We start from the raw sequence: 17,484 nt of genomic DNA, 5'->3' as shown, positions 1-17,484 counted from the left end.
GTCGCCCACACCCGCTCCTGGAACTCGATGCCGTGTCCCGGGCGGTCCGGCACGACCCACTGGGCCTGGTGGCGCCGCTGCACGCCACGAGCACCGGGAAGGCGATCCTGGCCTGGAGCGAGCCCGAGGTCCTCGACGACGTGCTCGCGCACGGCCTGGAGGGGTTCACCGCGCGCACGCTCGTCGATGTCGATGTCGATGTCGATGCGCTGCGCCGCGAGCCGCGGGCCGTCCGGGAAGCCGGGTACTCGATCAACCTCGACAAGTACCGGCGCTACCGGGCCCATGCCCCGGCGCGCGGGCTAGGTCGGGTACGCGGCGGTGCGAACCATCTCGACATCGTCAAGACCGATCTCCCGACCGCCGTCGTCGATGAATCCCACGCGGAGCGGCCGGCCGGTGCCCCGCGCCCGGCGCTCGACAGTGGGCCCGTCCGGCCAGGGCAGGTGGCTGTCCCCCCATTGTTGGAGCGAGCCGAGGACGACCTGCAGCTCCCGCCCGGCCGGCGTCAGAAGGTAGGCGTCGCGGGGGCGGCTGCCCTCGTCGCGGTAGGGCTCCCGAGTCATGACCCCGTACTCGACGAGGGTGGCCAGCCGAGCGGCGAGAACGTCGGGCGCGACGCCCAGCGCTTCACGGAACGCCCCGAACCGGGTCGTTCCCATGAGGGCCTCACGCAGGATCAGGAAGGTCCAGCGTTCACCCAGCACACCGAGGCTGCGCGCGATGGAGCAGCTGGAGCCCGTCAGCTTCGCGGTTGCCATGCTCACATCATACCTAAGTTGTGTTTTCCTATCTTGCCCGCTAAGTTGGAAATCACTACTCAGGTAAACCGAGCTCGGGAGTAAGTCATGGATCTGGCCGCAACCACCGCCTTCGTCACCGGCGCGAACCGAGGCCTCGGCCGGCACTTCGCCGAGCAGCTGCTCGCCCGTGGCGCAACCGTCTACGCCGGTGCTCGCGACCCCTCCTCGATCGACCTGCCCGGGGCGATCCCGATCGCGCTCGACGTGACCGATGCCGAGTCGGTCGCCGCTGCCGCCGCGGCCACCTCCGGCGTCTCACTTCTGATCAACAACGCCGGCTCCTACACCGGCGCGTCGCTGCTCGACGGCTCAATGGCCGACATCCACCGGGAGATGGACACCCACTACTTCGGCACCCTGGCCGTGACCCGGGCGTTCGCACCCCAGCTGGCCGAGAACGGCGGTGGCGGGGTGCTCAACGTCCTGTCCGTGTTGTCCTGGGTCACGATTCCCGACTACAGCGCGTACTCGGCCGCCAAGTCCGCCGCGTGGTCGCTGACCAATGCGCTGCGCTTCGAACTGGCCGGCCAGGGCACCCTGGTCAGCGCACTGCACGTCGGCTTCATGGATACCGACATGGTCCGCCACGTCGACGCCCCCAAGAGCGACCCGGCCAGCGTCGCCAAGCTCGCGTTGGACGCCGTCGCCGCCGGCGAGGTCGAGATCCTGGCCGACGACTTCAGCCGCCAGGTACAGGCGAACCTGGCCGGCGGAGTCGCCACGCTCTACCCACGACCGGCATAACGCCCGCGACCGGCACAACACGGCGAGATCGGCCCCCACCGGCAGTACCCGCGGGGGCCGATCTCGAAGTCTGCTACACCTCGACGGCGAAGCCCACGGACCGCGGTGCCGCGCTGACACCCTCGGTACGCGGTGGCGTCATGCCCGCTGAAGCTGCCGGACGTTCATGCGGATCTGCCCGGTATCGGTCTGGGCCTGCTGGTCTGGTTGTGCGCCTGCTGGGCCTGGTCCTCGGCCTGCTGAGCCTGCTGACCGGCCTGGTCAGCGCGCTCCTGTGCGCCCTGCGCACGCTGATTGGCCTGCTGCGCCTCATTCTGCGCCTGCTGCAGTTGGTTCTGCGCCTGCCGCGCCAGGACCTGGGCCTGCTGAGCAGCGCTCCGTGCGTGTTGTGCCACCTACCGTGAGCCTTGAGCGTCCTGCTGTGCGATGTGGGCCTGGTCCTCGACCCGCTGCAGGTCCCGCTGCAGCTCGCTGATCGCCAGGCGCGCGAAAGTGCTCTCGTCCTGAGAGCGTTGACTCTCCGAACCCTGGAGGTCGCGTTCGGTGGAGGACTGCTTTGGTGTGGTCTGCGCAGACGTCATTCGACTCTCTCGCATCTTATGTTGATTGACTGATTGACACCGGAAAACATTTGGACAGATACGCTGGGAGTCTCCGATCAAATCAGAGAGCTGTCCCATGTTCGGGGCGTTCCCAAAGCCGGCAGGCTGCATCAACGACCCATTGCAGCCGCGGCGCTAACTTGGAAATCCTCCCGCTCGACCAGCGCATCCGTAATCACCCTCCACCCAGGGCCACAGTGGGTCTACCGCCAGCTGTGTGCGTTATTTCGGTGGAGTTACGCCGTCCTGACGGTGGTCACCTCACCGTTTTACAGGTGCTCAAATTGACGGTAATCGCGCAATGTCGTGACTACCTACCCAGGCCGTCGCGGATCAGAGCTCGGTGAACTCATAACGCCACCGGCCAGAGATCGAGTCGGGTCCCTCGCCGACGCGGCGATAGACCGCACCCATCTCGGGCACGTCAAGGTCGAACCACCACAGACTCGGCAGTGGAGTGTCGACGCGGGGATAGTCTCGCTCAGTGCTGTCCGCGGGGCCGCCGACAAATCGCACGCGAAGACTCATCGTGGAACTCCTCTGCCTGACCGGGGTGTCGAGCCGGCGGCCTGGCCACCGGGAACAGCGGGCAGCCGCGGATGTCCCCTGGCGGTCCGCGCGGCGGCGACGAGGACCTGCGGCAAGCTCAGGTACCGGCCGGAGGGCAGCGCCCAGAGCAGGCCGATCACCCGCCGATCCGCGTCCCCCTGACCAGCGGGATACCGCTCGGCGTGGTCGATCAACTGCCACTTCTCGACGGGGTAGCCCACCCCGTCCAGAGCCGCACCGATCCGGGTCACGTCGTCGCTTCTGATGCCGACCACGGATCGGCCGAGGGCGAGCCTGTCGACCACCACCGGACTCACCTCCGCTGGGCTCCCCGGAGGTGCGGCCTCGCCTGGACGAGTTACGACAGCGCCGGGGTTTGGGACGCCATGAGCGAGCTTTTCAGTGCACTGTTCTCCCATCCCCGCCCGAGCACAACTGCCGGCGGGCCTCCCTGCAGCGAGCGGACCGTAACGTCTGGCACAGCCCGGCTCCGACTCCGGGACTAGTGGTACCGGTGGGGCCCCTGGGCCGCGAGAGCCCTCACGCCGAGCGGCCGGCTCGTCCGTGAGCGGGGCGCGCCATCAGGCTCACCGCTCCGGCCCGGTTGCCCACGCCGAGCTTGCGGTAGATGCGTTCCAGGTGCTTTGCCACCGTGCGCGGACTCACGTCCAATGCACGGCCGATGGCGACGTTGGTGCGCCCCACCGCGACCTGCTCCAGGATCTGGGTCTCCCGCAAGGTCAGTGCAGCCAACCAGGCCTGGTCACAGTCGCGCAGCGCCCGCTGCGCCCGCTGTCTGGCCCTGGCCCTGGCCAGTGCCGCCGCCAGAGGACCGCGCAGCACGTCGAGCAGCTCCAGGTCGGCGTCCGCGAACTCGCCGTGCTGCCGGTTGAACGCGAGCCCGATCAGGCAGTTGCTCGTGCTGGGCAGTTGGACGGCCAGCTGGTGCTCGACCGGGATCTGCCGGTAGAAGTCGGCGTAGAGCCCGAGCCGGTGGAACTCGGTCCGGCTGAGGAAGTCGCTGATCCGCCTGGCCTCGCCGTCCTCGGTGGCCTGGAAGTGGTTGACGAGTGGGTGCTGGTGAAGGTACCGGGCCAGCGTCACCGGGCTGCTCCCGTCCAGCGCCCCGGCCGGGTGGTCCAGGAATCGAACGCGGGGCAGGTCCAGGCGGATCTCGTTGTAGCTGAGGGTGTCGCAACCGATCAGCCCGGCCAAGCCGGACAGCACGAATGCGGGGAACTCCGCGGAATGATCGATCTCGGCTGCCTCGGCCACCAGTGCCACCGCCCGCCGAACGAGGCTCAACGGTACGTCCATGGCCGACCCTTCCCGCCGGTGCCGGACATTGAGGTGCACAAATCACGTATCGACAGAGCAGGGTATCCGTCGACGGCGGGCTCGGCACAGGGCTGACACGGGGATCTCGTCACCCACTGCGCACGCGGCCGAGGAGCTACCCCCCTCGCGGCGCCGGGACTCGATCGCGCGCGAAGTCCCGCATCGAGGCACGACTGATCAACAGCACCAGCGACAGCTCCGCGGACTCCAGGGAGTCGAGCACCGGCGCGCTGAGCCCGACCAACCCCAGCCATCCACCGCGGCCGACCAGAACGTCGTGCGCGTCGCCCAACAGCGCGAACAGTTTGGCGTCGCAGCAAGACACTCCGGACAGGTCGATCATCAGACCGCGCACCTCGGCGGACCGCAGGACCGCGTCGACCCCCTCCCGCAACTCGCCCAGCCCGGCGCCGACCACGCCGCCGCTGACCGAGACCAGCGCTACCCGCTCCGTATGCACCGTCGCGAGGGTTGACCATGGTGCGTTCGGCGGCGTCGACCCAGCGCTTCCCGCGTCCAGCGGGCTCGAAGCCTGTCGCTGGTGACGATGCTGCTTGAGTGTGCTCATCTTCCGCCCTTGATTGCTGTCGGCCGGGCGGCCCACAGTGCGGGGTGAGGCAACCGGGTGCAGGACAGTCCCACACCGCGGACAGTAAAAGCGCCCACCCGAGCGCACAACCAACGTAGAGCGAAGAGTGGCAAACGTTCGGCAAGCGCCCGGATGGTGCGGAGGCGCTTCGTTCTCCGACAGATCCGTTGAGAGCCGGGCGATCTCTGGCCCACCCACGAGCTCCGCTCCGAACCCGTCGCCGCTTCGGAGACCGATCGCTTATCGTCGAATGTCGACGACGACGCTCATTCCTGGCAGGAGTCGTGGGCCGCCGCTGTTGCTGATCGAGACCTGGACCGGAATCTGTTGGTAGAACTTCCGCGGGTTCGTCGGGTCGGCGTCCAGGCCGGGGAAGATGGTGGACTCCCCTCGCCGATCGACCAGTCGGTGACGAGTCCGGTCGCGGGGCCGTTGATCATGATCTGGTCGCCGTCGACCTGGCGTTGTCGGTCGACACATAGCGCCGCGTGGTCTGGCTGCCAGTTCTGTCTCGATCATGTCGGCCGCGCGCTTCCTAGTGCCTTGTGGACCATCGGCTTGTCGGCTCCGGCCGCGGCGCGCCCGGAGCGGAGCAAGACCGCCAGCGGGACCGCGGCCAGGGCTTCGCAGCCGGAGATGAAGAACGCGACGTCGGCATCGGGATGCTGCAGACCACACAACGGGTGGCACGGCTTCTCGAGCTGGCCCACTCGACAGTAACGTCAGTCCTGTTTGAGGGTGCTCTGCGGCAGCCTGACGTTACTGTCGATGCTGTGCCGCTCCGCCGCACCCTCAAGGTCGGCCACACCATGCGAGGTGTCACGGAGCGGAAGCCCGGCGGCGGAGCAGACGGTCTATGTGCGGTCTGGTACGTCGACAGTCTGCACTCCAGCTCACAGGCTTGCGGCACACCTGGGTCCTCGACGCAGGGATCTGTTATGTGCACGACGGCGACGTCGGAGGATGCCGACCGCGTAATCCGCAGGAAGAGAAGCAACAATATCCGAGACGTCCTGATGCGACGCGGTCGGCGTTCGAGTCCTATGGTGCCTCCGACGGTAGGCGATGCGCGATCTAGAACAGTTCTCCGAACGGACGAACGTAGCCCTCCACAGTTCCAAACCGACGGTTCGACATACCCAAAATTGACGATTCATAAGATATAGGTTGTGCTTACCGTAACGGGTCGATCGGAGCATTTGGCATGGATACGCCGGGCCTCGGTGATCTCCATTCATCTACTCACTCATCTGACTGGAGGCCGACCCATATGAATGCGGGTTACAGCGGAGAAGTGCAACTCGAGGGCAAGGCGCTGACACGCGCTCGAACTGCCGAAACCGAGATTCTCTCGAACCTGGACGAAATGGCTAGTCTCATCGTGGAAGCCATGGAGGGCTCGTCGGAGCGTGCTTCCAGCGTCGAACGCGTGAGCGTCGCGCAGACCCACGGCGCTCACGTTTTTGTCTACCACGGGCCTGAGTACTGTTACGTGTACGACGGCAACGTCGGAATATGTCGACCGTGTACTCCTCAGGAAGAGAAGCAATAATATCTGCGCCGGGCCATCACTGCTCACGAGAGCAGAATATCGACGCCCGTCCTGGCCGGCGCCCTGACACTTCAGGAGCAAGAACACGGAGGCAACGGTGTGACTATTGGGATGTGGCTGCTAGTAGCAGTAGGCACGATTCCTGGCTTCTATGTGGGCCGGTGGACAGCCGAGTCCGGGCGAGCCCGTTTCGACCAGAAACGGGTCTGGGACACACGGCAGAACTATCGCCGTACTGACTGAGCCGGCGCGGCATCCAGCGCTACTGCTTCACCGGTGGTCCGTTCTGGCCCATCGCTGCCGGATATTGCCGTGGTCTCGGATGCCGCTGGACTGCGGGCGGCGTTCCAGGGCTTCCTGGATACGAAGGGAACGATAACCATCGTGTCCACGTCGACGGTGGTCAAGGGCACCTGGCGCTGACGCACAGCCACTGGCGGCTGGACATCCCTGGTGGCGAGCCCAGGGAGCTCAGGTCAGCCGAGGTGGTCCGACGCCAGCCGGACGGGACCTGGAAGTACGCCATCGACAATCCCTACGGGGGAGAACACCTCGCCTGGCCGGCTGATTCCGCCTGGCAAACGGGCGCGGGCCCTCAGCCGGCACCACTCACAGATCATCGCGCAGACGCCCGGCAGCTAGCTTCCGAGCCATCGGTGGGCACCGTGGTGATCAGTGGGACCAACGGGTCCCGGCCGGCCTCCGTGACCAGCGGAATATCGTCCATCGACCACGGGCGGAGTACGCACCGCTCACCCCGCAGCACCGCACTTCCAGCTCGCTAGCCACAGGAGAATGCTCGCACCCCGCGCGAGATCACCACCGGCACCCAGCGTTACCCGTTGCCGTAGAGCTTTGCGATGGCCTCGGAGCCACTCCCCTTGGTGTAGGTCGGCACCTGCGGCCACCCCTCGGGCGAGTCCTGCCACTCCTCCTGGCGGCCGTAGGGCAGCAGGTCCAGGAGGCCGTGGAGGTACCCCAACTGCTCGGTGCCCCGGCCGTTGGTGTGCCAGGTGCGGTACACGGTGTCACCGTCGCGGAGGAAGACGTTCACCCCGAACCCGCCTGCCGGTGGGGCGCCGACATCGGTGCCGAAGGAACTGTTCGCGGTGGAGTACCAGGTCATGGCGTTACCGACCCGCCGCTTGTAGGCGAGTGCCTCGTCGATCGGTCCCTGGGTGACGATCACGAAGCGGGCATCGTAGTCGTCCAGGGCAGCCAGCCGGGTGAACTGCGAGGTGAACCCGGTGCAGCCCGGACACTGCCACTCCTCGCCCGAGAACCACATGTGGTTGTAGACGATCAGCTGGGACCGACCGTCGAAAATCTCGGCCAGCCGGGTCGGCCCAGCCTCGCCCTCCAGGGTGTAGTCAGGCATCTCGACCATCGGAAGCCGGCGCCGCTGCGCGGCGGTCGCGTCGAGCTCCCGGGTCGCTGCCTTCTCCCGGCTGCGCAGGGCGTCGAGCTCGCGCTGCCACGTGTCGGCGTCGACGATGCGCGGTAGGGCGTTCGTGGTCATGACATCCTCCAGGCTGTTCTCGTCGTGGGCAGGAGCCGCCTACAGATTCGGTAGACCAGGCCCGAGTCGCGAACTCATCGGTCGCCGGCCAGATCGCTCGACCGGCAAGCGCCCGAAGGTACCGACTGGGAACGATGCTTCGCAGGTCTGAACGGCTGAGCGAACAGCGAAGCGCGGCGGTCTGATCGCCCGAGCCAACCGCCGCAGAACTCATGAGTACGTTTCCGCAGCTCAGCGGGTATGCCCTCTCATCTAGCAACTGGTCCGGAGAAGCGGGGCGGACGAGATGACTTGTAAGCCGGATATGGCGGGAACCGCCATTTCGCCCCCCTGGGCCGTCGTGGGGTCGTCGGGTCCTGGCCGCACTCGCCGGCATCAGGTGCGTGTAGGTCCGGAGGGTGAAGCCGGCATCGTGGTGCCCCAGGTACTCCGACAGCGCCTTGATGCTCTCGCCGGCCCGCCGGCTCACGCCCTCTACCTCTGGCCCGGGCGCAGCCGGCGGCCCTCAGCCGGCCACACACTCCCAATCGTCACGCAAAGCCCATACGCGAACACGTCACGCCGCTCATCGCCAACCAGTTCCGCCCGGCGCAGAAGACCCTCACGGGTGAACCCCGCTCCCTCTGCCACCTTGATCGACGAGACGTTCCACGGCTCCACGAACAGCTCCAGTCGCGCCAATCTGCCCAACCGCCTGCTCCTCGATACCGGCGACCGCAACAGCGAAGGAGTAGCCACGGCCGCTGGTCCGGCGTGACCATTGCCGCTCAACGAACTCTCGGCCGCTGTCCTCGGAGCCATCTGTGGGCACCGTGGTGATCAACGGAATCAGCGGATCCGTCCGGCCTCAATCACCGTAGGCAGGTCCGCCATGGTCCAAGACCGCAGCACACACCGTTGCCCTCGTAGCTCTGGTAGCCCGGCTGCCATCACCACTTGATGATCGCACTCGTAGGAACCAGATTCGATGAGTAGGAGCAGACACATCGGGCTCCGCCCGAACCCGGCCGGGGGAGGGCAGTGGCGGTGATCTCCCCACGGCGCGCCCGAGGGCAGCCAACCCGAGGCCCGGCAGGGATGAAGCCGCGCCGCGATCCCCGTCATGCGGCATTCACGGACCACAGCATGGTGGCTCATCTGCTAGAACGCGATCGAGGCAGGAAGGCCCCGGCTGGCTCCTGATAGGGACCGACGCTCATCAGGTTCGCCGTCCAGACCGCACGCATACCTGCGGCGAGCAGCCACCGCAACAGCGAGTCGTTACGCATCGGGACGAAGAAGCCGGGCCCGAGGATCGTCGAGGCGGCCGCGATCAGCGCCTTGAGATCGTCGGTCGTGTCGGCGACGGAGTACCCGAGGAAGCCGAGACCTGCGCTGTAGCCCACGATGCCACCACGCCGCTCGGCCACCGTGGCGACGCCCTGGCCGATTGCCCGGCGCAGCTCCTGCTCCCGTTCCAGCCCATGGACCCGGCTGCAGAGCGCGTTACATGCCGCGACGTCCGCCTCGGTCGCCGGTCTCACCTGCGTTGACCCCGCCTCAGGCTTCGGCAGGGCGCCCCCCATCAGGACGAGCGGTTCGCGCACGTCGAAGCCCACACTGATGTACAGCGCCAGCGAACGCAGATGAGCCGGTGACTGCACCAGCCGCACCTGCTCGATACCGCGGCTTCGCGCCTCGGCGAGCGCGGTCTCCATCAACCGCCGCCCCACGCCGCCTTGAGACTCCGGGTCAACCGTGAGCGGGCCGATGACCGCCGCCGATGTGAGGGTGGAGAGGAAGATGCTCCCAGCGACCCGGCCGTCCAGCTCGGCCACGAATCCGGAGGCCAGCGGGTCCGCGAGCAACGACTGGATGATGCCGACCGCGAACTCGAGCGTGGGCTGCTCGGACGGGACATTATGCGCTACAGAGACGGCGCCATGGGCCGCGAAACCGATCTGCCCGCAAGTCTCGGCGTCCTCCGGCCGCATCCGCCGAATGGAGACGCCGACCGGGTGGCTGTCTGGATGCCTCTGCTCGCTGGTTAGTGACGCCTGCGGAGTTTGGGATTGCGCGTTTGTGCCCTCCATGTCGCCTCCATCTCGCTGGATGAGGAATGGCCGCCCGTCGAAGTCCTGCGGCGCTGTCGCACCGGATTGGTTTGCCGCTCCCCCGCCGTCTTGACTATGACACAGCCGCGTCCACGTTCCATCCCAGGAAACTCGGAATTCTGCGCTTGATCACCGCCGAAGCGTCACAGCCAACTCCGAGCCAGCGACACCCCAGACACCATGGCCGGTCTGCCCAACCTCATGATCACAGCCCACCCGACGGCGCGGCGAAACATCGGCTCGCTAGGCGTCCAGCTACCCGGCGGTCTATTCGCGGTCCAGCCGGGTTCCTCCGACTGTTTTCACAGCTCAGCGGCACATCAGCGGATCCCCTCGAAATCCGCTCCCGCGCTACGTCCAACGCCGTCAGCAGCTCTCGCCGGTCAACGTGTCCGGGGTCGCCAGTCCGTTCTCGACCACAGTCGCCACGACCAAAGCCTCGGCCCGCACACCCGGTGGCACGTCCCTGATATGCAACGCGATCACGTTGAGCAGCGTGGCGAACGGGTGGCGTGATCGGGGAACACTCCGATCTTGCAATACGCCTCCTCGGCTCGGGCGCGGATGACGCCCGCCGCACCGTTCAGCCGATCCCGATCGGCCCGCTCGGCGGCAACTTGCCGTTCCAAGATCGTTCCCTGGGCCGTCTCCGGGCCGTCAGAGGTTGGAAGCGCCAAGAACCCAATAGAACTCGCGAGAACATTTACCCAGCTCAGATGGCATGCCCCGCTCCCCCGGACTGGTCCGGAAGAGCGGGGCGGACGAGGTGGCCTGTAAGCCGGATCCTGTTCCCGGGCGCCTTGCGGCGGTCCCGTTCGGCGACCATCCATCTCGATCCGACGTTGCCGGCGGATTCTGTGCGGCCTACCCGCAGGCATCGGGCGGGCAGCCCTCGAGCACCTGCTGTCTGACCTTGCTCCGGGTGGGGTTTACCTAGCCACCCCGGTCGCCCGGGGTGCTGGTGGTCTCTTACACCGCCGTTTCACCCTTACTCCGGACGCTTGCGCGCCGGAGCGGTCTGTTTTCTGTGGCACTGTCCCGCGAGTCACCTCGGGTTGCCGTTAACAACCACCCTGCCCTACGGAGTCCGGACTTTCCTCGGCGCCACCCACCGGTGTTGCCACCGGTCGGTGTCGACGCGGCCGCCCGGCCACCTCGTCCGCACCGTCGAGTATAGAGCCGGCCCGATTCGACGGACCCGCTCGGCCAGGCGGTCGACGATCCCGGCGGGCCGGGCGTGGCCTAGCCTGCCGGGGTGCATCCGGTGCGGCAGCGGTGATCAGCGGGGTGGCGGCCGAACTCGCCGCATTGGCCCTGCTGGCCGCGGTGCTCGCGTTCGCAATGGCGCAGCCCCGGGGCCTGCCGGAGGCCACCGTCGCGGTCCCGGCCGCCGCCGCCATCGTGTTGCTCGGCCTGGTCAGCCCGGCCGAGGCACTGCGCAAGGCCGGCGAGCTGGCACCGACGGTCGGCTTCCTGGCCGCGATCCTGGTGCTCGCCTACCTCGCCGACGTCGAGGGCCTGTTCGGCTGGCTCGGCGACCAACTGGCCGTGGCCAGTGCCGGGCGGCCCGTCCGGCTGCTCGGGCTGGTCTTCGTCGCGGCATCGCTCACCACCGCGGTGCTCAGCCTGGACGCCACGGTCGTGCTGCTCACCCCGGTGGTCTTCGGCACGGCCGGGAAGCTGCGGCTGCGCCCCAAGCCGCAGGTCTACGCCTGCACCCACCTGGCGAACTCGGCCTCCACCCTGCTGCCGGTCTCCAACCTCACGAACCTGCTGGCCTTCGCCGCCTCCGGGCTCTCCTTCGCCGCGTTCGGCGCGTTGATGGCGCTGCCCTGGCTGGCCGCGATCGGGGTCGAGTACCTGGTGTTCCGGCGGTTCTTCCGCACCGATCTGGCCGGCGGCAGCGACGCCACGCCACCTCGGCGCGGACCGGTCCCGACCCTCGCGCTGACGGTGATCGGGCTGACCTTGGTCGGGTTCGGGGTGTCCGGCGCGTTCGGCGTGGAGCCGGTCTGGGTGGCGGTGGCCGGGGCGGCGGTACTCGCGGTGCGGGCACTGGCCCGGCGCGAGATCGGCGTGGTCCGCCTGGTCCGCTCCGCGTCGCCGCTGTTCTGCCTGTTCGTGCTGGCCCTGGGGATCGTGGTCACCGGCGTCACCGACCACGGGCTCGGCGCCGCGATCACCGCGGTGGTCCCCACCCCCGCACCGGGTACCGGGCCGAGGCTGCTCGCGCTGCTCTTGGTCGCCGCGCTGGCCGCGTTGCTGTCGAACGTGGTGAACAACCTGCCCGCGACGCTGGTCCTGCTGGGTGCGCTGGGCCCGGGCACGCACCCCGGGCTGGTGCTGGCCGTGTTGCTCGGAGTGAACATCGGCCCCAACCTGACCTACGTCGGCTCGCTGGCCACGCTGCTCTGGCGCCGGGTGCTGGCCGGTGGCGAGGCAGCGCCGACGCTGCGCGAGTTCCTCCGGCTGGGTGCTCTGACCGTGCCGGCGTGCCTGGTGGTCGCCGTGCTGGCGCTGTGGCTGGGGTTGACGGTGAGTCGAGGATGGTTGACATGACCCCGCTGAGGGTGGTCGCGTGGATCACCGAGGGCACCTGGCAGGCGACCGTGGACACCACCGCGCGAGCCGCCGCCGGCTTCGAGACCGCCGATCAGGGTGCGCCGGAGGTGGTGCTGCTGTACGTGGTGGACGCCGAGATCAGCGAGGCGGTGCACGGCGCGTTCGGCGGGTTGCTCGGGCGCGGCGGTCGGAACCGGGACCCCGGTGACATGGTCGCCGAGCTGGCCACCCGGGAGTCCGAGAAGCTGCTCGCCGCCGCCGAACAGCGCCTGGGCCGCCCGGCGCGGCGCGAGGTGCGGGTCGGGCGGGTGGAGCGCGAAGTGGTTGCCGGCTGCGCGGACGCAACGCTGCTGGTCTGCGCCCGGGACGGGGACCGCTCCCGGCTCGGGCCGCACAGCCTCGGCCCACACACCCGCTTCGTGGTCGACCATGCGCCCTGCCCGGTGCTGCTGATCTGGCCGGACGAGATCCCGGGCCTCCGCTCGATCCCCCCGCCCCCGGAGCACCCACCCCCGCACCACCGCTAGGAGCGCCGCCTCGGGAATCAACCCGAGGACTGTCGGCCCCGGCTGCCACACTGGGCCGGTGCCGGAGACCGTGCCGCCGGAAGCGACCGTGCGGATGGTGGCGCACCGGCCGCCCCTGAGCCTGCGCGGACCGGTCCGCCGGATCGTCGGTTTCGCCGAGCACACCGGTGCACCGCAACACCGTCGGGAGCTGCCGTTCGCCGGCGTGCCGCTCATCCTGAGCCTCGGTGACCCGGTCCGGATCAGCTCGGCCACCGGGTCCGGCGAGTTCACCTCCTTCGTCGCCGGCCTGCACGAGAGCCCGGTCGACACCACGCACGACGGCACGCTGCGCGCCGTCCAGGTCGACCTCGACCCGCTCGGCGCCTACCAACTGCTCGGGCTGCCGATGGCCGAGCTGCGCGACGAGGTGGTCCCGCTCGACGCACTGGCCCACCCGGGCTGGCGTGACCTCGGCGAACGGCTGGCCGAGCTGACGAGCTGGCCGGAACGGTTCGCACTGCTGGAGCGCACCCTCGGGCGGTGTGCCGAGGACGGCCCGCGAGCGGATCCGGAAGTGCGCTGGGCATGGCGCCGGCTGGTCGGCTCGCACGGTGGGGTGCCGATCGCCGTGCTCGCCGCCGAGGTCGGCTGGAGCCGTCGGCATTTCGCCGCCCGGTTCCGGCGCCAGGCCGGTCTGGGACCCAAGGCGGCAGCCCAGGTGCTGCGTTTCGCCCGTGCCCGCACCCTGCTCACCGCACCGGGCGCCGGCTCGATCAGCGATGTGGCGGCGGCCGCCGGCTACGCCGACCACAGCCATATGACCAGGGAGTTCCGTCGGCTGGCCGATGCCACCCCGTCGCAGCTGTTGGCCGGGTCGCGCTGACCCCTCGGCCCGAGCCGGTTCCGACTCAGCCGAGCTGGTGCGCCAACAGCTCGGTGGCGGTGAGCCCGGCCAGCGCCCTGACCTCCCGACTCAGGTGTGGCTGGTCGGCGTAGCCCGCCTCGGCGGCCAGCTCCGCCAACCCCCGGCCCGGAGCGGCGGCGGCGAGCTCCAGGAACCGCTGCAGCCGGCCGATCCGCTGGAACGTCTTCGGTCCCAGCCCCACCTCGGCGTGCAGCGCGCGGCGCAGCTGGCGCCCGGACAGCCCGACCCGGTCAGCCACCGCCGCGACGTCCACCGCCGAAGGACCCCACAGCACCCGCACCGCGGCGCCCACCCTGGCATCGGGCACGGCGGCGGCGAACCAGCGGTCCACCGCGGCCACCGCCGCCCGGTCCGCACAGCCCACCGCATCGCCGAGCGCGCGCATCCGAGGGCCGCTGACCAGCCCGTCCAACGGCACCACCCGGTCGGTCAACGCTGAGGCCGGCACCCCGAAAACCGGACGCACCCCGTCGAACACCAGCCGGATCCCGCGCACCGTGGCGCCGGCGGCCAGCGTCGGGAACGCCACCCCGGTGGCCGGGCCGACCAGCACCGCCGTGCCGCGGTCGTCGACCACCAGATCGGCATGGCCATCCGGCAGCACCCGTTGACGGTGCCCCGCGCCGGCGGCGATCCGCTGCTCCCAGGTGCAGTGCACCACGTGCCGCCAACCGGGCGGGGCCAGATTCTCCCGGTAGCTCGACCGGGGCGTGTCCGTTTCGTTCACGACACCGACCGCCGGAGCACGCCATCCTTGGCGGCATGCAACCGCGCGTGGACATCATCACCCTGGGCCTGCCCGACCTGGCCGCGGCCCGCCGCTTCTACGTCGACGGGCTGGGCTGGAACCCGATCTTCGAGGTGCCCGGCGACATCGTCTTCCTGCAGATCGGGCACGGGCTTGTACTCGGGCTGTGGCACGCCGACGAGATGGAGCGCGACATCGACCCGAATGCCCCGGCGCGGCCGGCGACCGGACCGGTGCCGATGACGCTGGCGCACAACGTGGGCAGCGACGCCGAGGTCGGCGAGGTTCTGGCCAGGGCCGAGCAGGCGGGGGGCACCGTGCTCAAGGCGGCACAGCGCGGCGAGGTCGGCTTCGTGCACGGCTTCTTCGCCGACCCGGCCGGCTTCCGCTGGGAGGTCGCGCACAACCCGGGCTGGGTGATCAACGCGGATGGCACGGTCAGTATCGAGCCAGCCGAACCCGCGGCGGTCGAGCAGGTCGACAACGCCGGGTGAGGCCGGGACCGGTGTGAGGTCACATTCGTCCAAGAGCGCACCTCCGTCCGCACCTAACCTGCTCGCATGCCACTCAACCAGAACGCCCCGACAGTAGTTCCCACGCTGCGCTACGACGACGCGCCGGCGGCGATCCGCTTCCTCACCGACACGCTCGGCCTGGTCGCCGGCGACGTGCACTACGGGCCGGACGACCGGGTCGCGCACGCGCAGCTCAGCTGGGGCAACGGCGTCATCATGCTCAGCTCCCGGGCGCAGGGGCCTAGTCCGTTCGACACCGGGCGGGCCTGCCTCTACCTGGTGGTCGAGAACCCGGACGCACTGCACGACCGGGCGGTGGCGGCCGGCGCGGAGATCGTCATGGGACTCGTCGAGCAGGACTACGGCTCCCGTGAGTTCGCCATCCGGGACCCGGAGGGCAACGTCTGGTGCCTCGGCACCTACCAGCCGGCGCCGGTCAGCTCGGCGGTGGCCGCGCCGGCTGGCTGACTGGGCCGGTCGGAGTCGACCACCGCCGCGCCACCCCCGGAGTGCTCGTTATAGCGTCGCTCCTCGTGACGCTCCCTCCCACCGTCCAGTTGATCTTCTTGCTCGCCGCTGGGCTGATCTCCGGGGCGGTGAACGCGGTCGCCGGCGGCGGCTCGCTGCTGCTGTTCCCGGCGCTGCTGGCCATCGGCCTCCCGCCACTGCCCGCGAACGTGACGAACTCGATCGCGCAGTGGCCCGGCTACGTCGGCACCGTCTTCGGCGCCCAGCGCGAGCTGGCGGGCCAGCGGGCGCGGGTGATCAGCACGATCGGCGTCGCGGTGTTCGGCGCCGGCCTCGGCTGCGCGATGCTGCTGGTCCTGCCCGGTTCGGTGTTCAACGCGGTGGTCCCGATCCTGGTGATCCTGGCCAGCCTGGTCCTGGCCGCGTCACCCTGGCTGCGGCGCTGGATCGGCACACCGGAGGCGGACGCCCCGGATCGTCTCGGGTGGCTGCTGCCGGCGGTGTTCTTCGCGTCGGTCTACGGCGGTTACTTCGGCGGCGCGCTCGGCGTCATCCTGATCTCGGTGCTCTCGCTCACCGCGCACGACGGGCTGGTTCGGCTGAACGCGGTGAAGGCGGTGCTGTCGCTGGTCGTCGCCACGGTCACGGTGGTGATCTTCGCCCTGGGCGCGCCGGTGCGCTGGTCCGCGGTGCTGCTGCTGGCACCGACCACGCTGATCGGCGGCTACCTCGGCGCACGGGTGGCCAGGCTGCTGCCCGAGGCGGCGCTGCGCTGGTCGGTGGTGCTGCTCGGCCTGGCGGTGGGTGTGTACCTGTTCGTCAAGCCGCACTAGCCGCTCTAGCCGCTGACCGGGAAGCGGCCGTTCACCAGGCGCACCGACGCCCCGCCGTCCGGGTAGAACTCGGCGACGGACAGCGACGCCAGGTCCAGGTGCAGCCGGTACAGCACCGACGAGCCGGCGCCCAACGCCATCCGCAGCAGCATTTTGATCGGCGTGACGTGGCTGACCAGCAACAACGTCTGCCCCGGGTACGCAGCGACCAGCTCGTCGCGCAGCCGCCCGATCCGTTGGCCCACGTCGGCGAAGCTCTCCCCGCCGGGTGGCGGCACGGTCTCGTCGCCGAGCCAGCTCCGGTGCAGCTCGGGATCCCGGTCGCGGGCCTCGGCGAAGGTCAGCCCGTCCCAGTCGCCGAAGTCGGTCTCCAGCAGCCCGTCGTGGGTGGTCAACGGCACGCCCAGCGCGGCGGTCACCGGTTCGGCAGTCTGGCGGGCCCGCCGCAGCGGGGAGGTCAGCGCCGCGCCGACCTGGTCGACCCCCTCGACAGACTTGATTCCGGCCGCCACCCCGGCCGCCTGGGCCAGCCCCAGCTCGGTGAGCTCGGGGTCGGACCGCCCGGAGTAGCGGCGGTCCACCGACAGCACGGTCTGTCCGTGCCTCAGCAGCAACAGCCTCGTCGGCTGGCCCTTCTGCCCCGTCCAGCTGGCGGACGCCGGTGGTGCTGAGAGTCCCGACTCAGTGTGCTGAGAGCCCCGACTCGCGGGAGTGGTGTCTTCGGTCACCTGGCGGCCTGGGCGTCCATCGCCAGGTTGGCCAGCCGGTCGGCGCGCTTGTTCTCGGCGCGCGGGATCCAGGTGAACCGGACGGTGCCGAGCCGGCGGACCAACTCGGCCGCCTCCTTGGCGAGCGGTTGCATGGCCGGGTGCTTGATCTTCCACCGGCCGGACATCTGCTCCACCACCAGCTTGGAGTCCATCCGCACGTCGACGTCGGTACCGGGACCGCCCAGCTCCAGCGCGGCACGCAGCCCGGCGATCAGACCGCCGTACTCGGCCACGTTGTTGGTGGCCACGCCGATCCCCTCGGAGCACTCCACCAGCACCTCGTCGGTCGCCGGGTCGCACACCACGGCGCCGTAACCGGCCGGGCCGGGGTTGCCTCGGGAGCCGCCGTCGGCCTCGACCAGCAG

The 17,484-nt window shown here is 69.4% G+C and carries 17 protein-coding genes, 1 other RNA gene and 2 pseudogenes; 9 read left to right on the top strand and 11 right to left on the bottom strand.

What is annotated here, in order from left to right; genetic code table 11:
• Positions 1-32: 32 nt before the first annotated feature.
• Positions 33-206, top strand: a pseudogene (locus ACTXG6_RS21110) (IclR family transcriptional regulator domain-containing protein); the annotation flags it as partial.
• A 96-nt stretch (positions 207-302) separates the two neighbouring features.
• Here ACTXG6_RS21110 and ACTXG6_RS21105 read toward each other — a convergent pair.
• The gene (locus tag ACTXG6_RS21105) at positions 303-761 is read right to left on the bottom strand and encodes a winged helix-turn-helix transcriptional regulator (RefSeq protein WP_445189516.1); all 459 of its coding nucleotides are present in this window, start codon (positions 759-761) and stop codon (positions 303-305) included.
• Positions 762-848: 87 nt separating this feature from the next.
• On the opposite strand from ACTXG6_RS21105, the gene ACTXG6_RS21100 reads away from it, so the two are divergent.
• Complete coding sequence (locus ACTXG6_RS21100) at positions 849-1,547, top strand: SDR family oxidoreductase (RefSeq protein ID WP_445189515.1); 699 nt, start codon at positions 849-851, stop codon at positions 1,545-1,547.
• A 209-nt stretch (positions 1,548-1,756) separates the two neighbouring features.
• Complete coding sequence (locus ACTXG6_RS21095) at positions 1,757-1,951, top strand: hypothetical protein (protein WP_445189514.1); 195 nt, start codon at positions 1,757-1,759, stop codon at positions 1,949-1,951.
• A gap of 722 nt (positions 1,952-2,673) precedes the next feature.
• On the opposite strand, the gene ACTXG6_RS21090 is transcribed toward ACTXG6_RS21095, so the two are convergent.
• The 8 genes from ACTXG6_RS21090 to rnpB all read right to left on the bottom strand — a co-directional run bounded on the left by ACTXG6_RS21090 (position 2,674) and on the right by rnpB (position 10,947).
• Positions 2,674-3,006, bottom strand: coding sequence for a DUF2795 domain-containing protein (locus tag ACTXG6_RS21090; RefSeq protein ID WP_445189513.1), 333 nt, complete (start codon positions 3,004-3,006; stop codon positions 2,674-2,676).
• 232 nt (positions 3,007-3,238) lie between these two features.
• Positions 3,239-4,015, bottom strand: coding sequence for a helix-turn-helix transcriptional regulator (locus tag ACTXG6_RS21085; protein ID WP_445189512.1), 777 nt, complete (start codon positions 4,013-4,015; stop codon positions 3,239-3,241).
• Positions 4,016-4,151: 136 nt separating this feature from the next.
• Positions 4,152-4,496 carry a hypothetical protein gene (locus ACTXG6_RS21080; RefSeq protein ID WP_445189511.1) on the bottom strand — a complete coding sequence of 115 codons (345 nt, stop codon included), beginning with the start codon at positions 4,494-4,496 and terminating at the stop codon, positions 4,152-4,154.
• 644 nt (positions 4,497-5,140) lie between these two features.
• Entirely contained in the window at positions 5,141-5,335 is a 195-nt protein-coding gene (locus ACTXG6_RS21075) for a hypothetical protein (protein ID WP_445189510.1), read from the bottom strand.
• 1,677 nt (positions 5,336-7,012) lie between these two features.
• Positions 7,013-7,696 carry a DUF899 domain-containing protein gene (locus tag ACTXG6_RS21070; RefSeq protein ID WP_445189509.1) on the bottom strand — a complete coding sequence of 228 codons (684 nt, stop codon included), beginning with the start codon at positions 7,694-7,696 and terminating at the stop codon, positions 7,013-7,015.
• Positions 7,697-8,829: 1,133 nt separating this feature from the next.
• Positions 8,830-9,768, bottom strand: coding sequence for a GNAT family N-acetyltransferase (locus ACTXG6_RS21065; RefSeq protein WP_445189508.1), 939 nt, complete (start codon positions 9,766-9,768; stop codon positions 8,830-8,832).
• A 387-nt stretch (positions 9,769-10,155) separates the two neighbouring features.
• Positions 10,156-10,329, bottom strand: coding sequence for a hypothetical protein (locus ACTXG6_RS21060; protein WP_445189507.1), 174 nt, complete (start codon positions 10,327-10,329; stop codon positions 10,156-10,158).
• Positions 10,330-10,547: 218 nt separating this feature from the next.
• An RNA gene (gene rnpB / locus ACTXG6_RS21055) (RNase P RNA component class A) lies at positions 10,548-10,947 on the bottom strand.
• A gap of 120 nt (positions 10,948-11,067) precedes the next feature.
• On the opposite strand from rnpB, the gene ACTXG6_RS21050 reads away from it, so the two are divergent.
• From ACTXG6_RS21050 to ACTXG6_RS21040, 3 genes are read left to right on the top strand one after another with little or no spacing between them, the layout of a single operon-like run.
• A complete protein-coding gene (locus ACTXG6_RS21050; RefSeq protein ID WP_445190064.1) occupies positions 11,068-12,348 on the top strand; it encodes an ArsB/NhaD family transporter in 1,281 nt (426 codons plus the stop codon).
• Entirely contained in the window at positions 12,345-12,878 is a 534-nt protein-coding gene (locus tag ACTXG6_RS21045) for a universal stress protein (RefSeq protein ID WP_445189506.1), read from the top strand. Before ACTXG6_RS21050 ends, ACTXG6_RS21045 begins: the two co-directional genes overlap by 4 nt.
• Before the next feature lie 58 nt (positions 12,879-12,936).
• Positions 12,937-13,743 carry a helix-turn-helix domain-containing protein gene (locus ACTXG6_RS21040; protein WP_445189505.1) on the top strand — a complete coding sequence of 269 codons (807 nt, stop codon included), beginning with the start codon at positions 12,937-12,939 and terminating at the stop codon, positions 13,741-13,743.
• Between the two features lie 25 nt (positions 13,744-13,768).
• Here ACTXG6_RS21040 and ACTXG6_RS21035 read toward each other — a convergent pair whose 3' ends face one another.
• Complete coding sequence (locus ACTXG6_RS21035) at positions 13,769-14,512, bottom strand: helix-turn-helix domain-containing protein (RefSeq protein ID WP_445189504.1); 744 nt, start codon at positions 14,510-14,512, stop codon at positions 13,769-13,771.
• A 47-nt stretch (positions 14,513-14,559) separates the two neighbouring features.
• Between ACTXG6_RS21035 and ACTXG6_RS21030 the strand changes: the two genes are divergently transcribed.
• The 3 genes from ACTXG6_RS21030 to ACTXG6_RS21020 all read left to right on the top strand — a co-directional run bounded on the left by ACTXG6_RS21030 (position 14,560) and on the right by ACTXG6_RS21020 (position 16,349).
• Positions 14,560-15,027: a VOC family protein gene (locus ACTXG6_RS21030; protein ID WP_445189503.1), complete on the top strand. Its 468-nt coding sequence runs from the start codon at positions 14,560-14,562 to the stop codon at positions 15,025-15,027.
• A 66-nt stretch (positions 15,028-15,093) separates the two neighbouring features.
• On the top strand, positions 15,094-15,516 hold the full coding sequence (locus ACTXG6_RS21025; protein WP_445189502.1) for a VOC family protein: 423 nt from the start codon (positions 15,094-15,096) through the stop codon (positions 15,514-15,516).
• Positions 15,517-15,581: 65 nt separating this feature from the next.
• On the top strand, positions 15,582-16,349 hold the full coding sequence (locus ACTXG6_RS21020) for a sulfite exporter TauE/SafE family protein (protein ID WP_445189501.1): 768 nt from the start codon (positions 15,582-15,584) through the stop codon (positions 16,347-16,349).
• Between the two features lie 5 nt (positions 16,350-16,354).
• Here the strand turns inward: ACTXG6_RS21020 and ACTXG6_RS21015 are convergent.
• Positions 16,355-17,484 (bottom strand): annotated as a pseudogene (locus ACTXG6_RS21015) (bifunctional RNase H/acid phosphatase).

The sequence above is a fragment of the Pseudonocardia sp. Cha107L01 genome, from assembly GCF_052566575.1.
The sequence above is the reverse complement of the archived record's forward strand: the minus strand, read 5'-3'. Positions and strand labels throughout refer to the sequence as shown.

What these genes read in the sequence shown, in the direction of transcription:
- ACTXG6_RS21070 (WP_445189509.1), bottom strand. Translation starts at nt 7,696, where the DNA reads ATGACCACGAACGCCCTACCGCGCATCGTCGACGCCGACACGTGGCAG.
- ACTXG6_RS21100 (WP_445189515.1), top strand. Translation starts at nt 849, where the DNA reads ATGGATCTGGCCGCAACCACCGCCTTCGTCACCGGCGCGAACCGAGGC.
- ACTXG6_RS21025 (WP_445189502.1), top strand. Translation starts at nt 15,094, where the DNA reads ATGCCACTCAACCAGAACGCCCCGACAGTAGTTCCCACGCTGCGCTAC.
- ACTXG6_RS21085 (WP_445189512.1), bottom strand. Translation starts at nt 4,015, where the DNA reads ATGGACGTACCGTTGAGCCTCGTTCGGCGGGCGGTGGCACTGGTGGCC.
- ACTXG6_RS21065 (WP_445189508.1), bottom strand. Translation starts at nt 9,768, where the DNA reads ATGGAGGGCACAAACGCGCAATCCCAAACTCCGCAGGCGTCACTAACC.
- ACTXG6_RS21105 (WP_445189516.1), bottom strand. Translation starts at nt 761, where the DNA reads ATGGCAACCGCGAAGCTGACGGGCTCCAGCTGCTCCATCGCGCGCAGC.
- ACTXG6_RS21045 (WP_445189506.1), top strand. Translation starts at nt 12,345, where the DNA reads ATGACCCCGCTGAGGGTGGTCGCGTGGATCACCGAGGGCACCTGGCAG.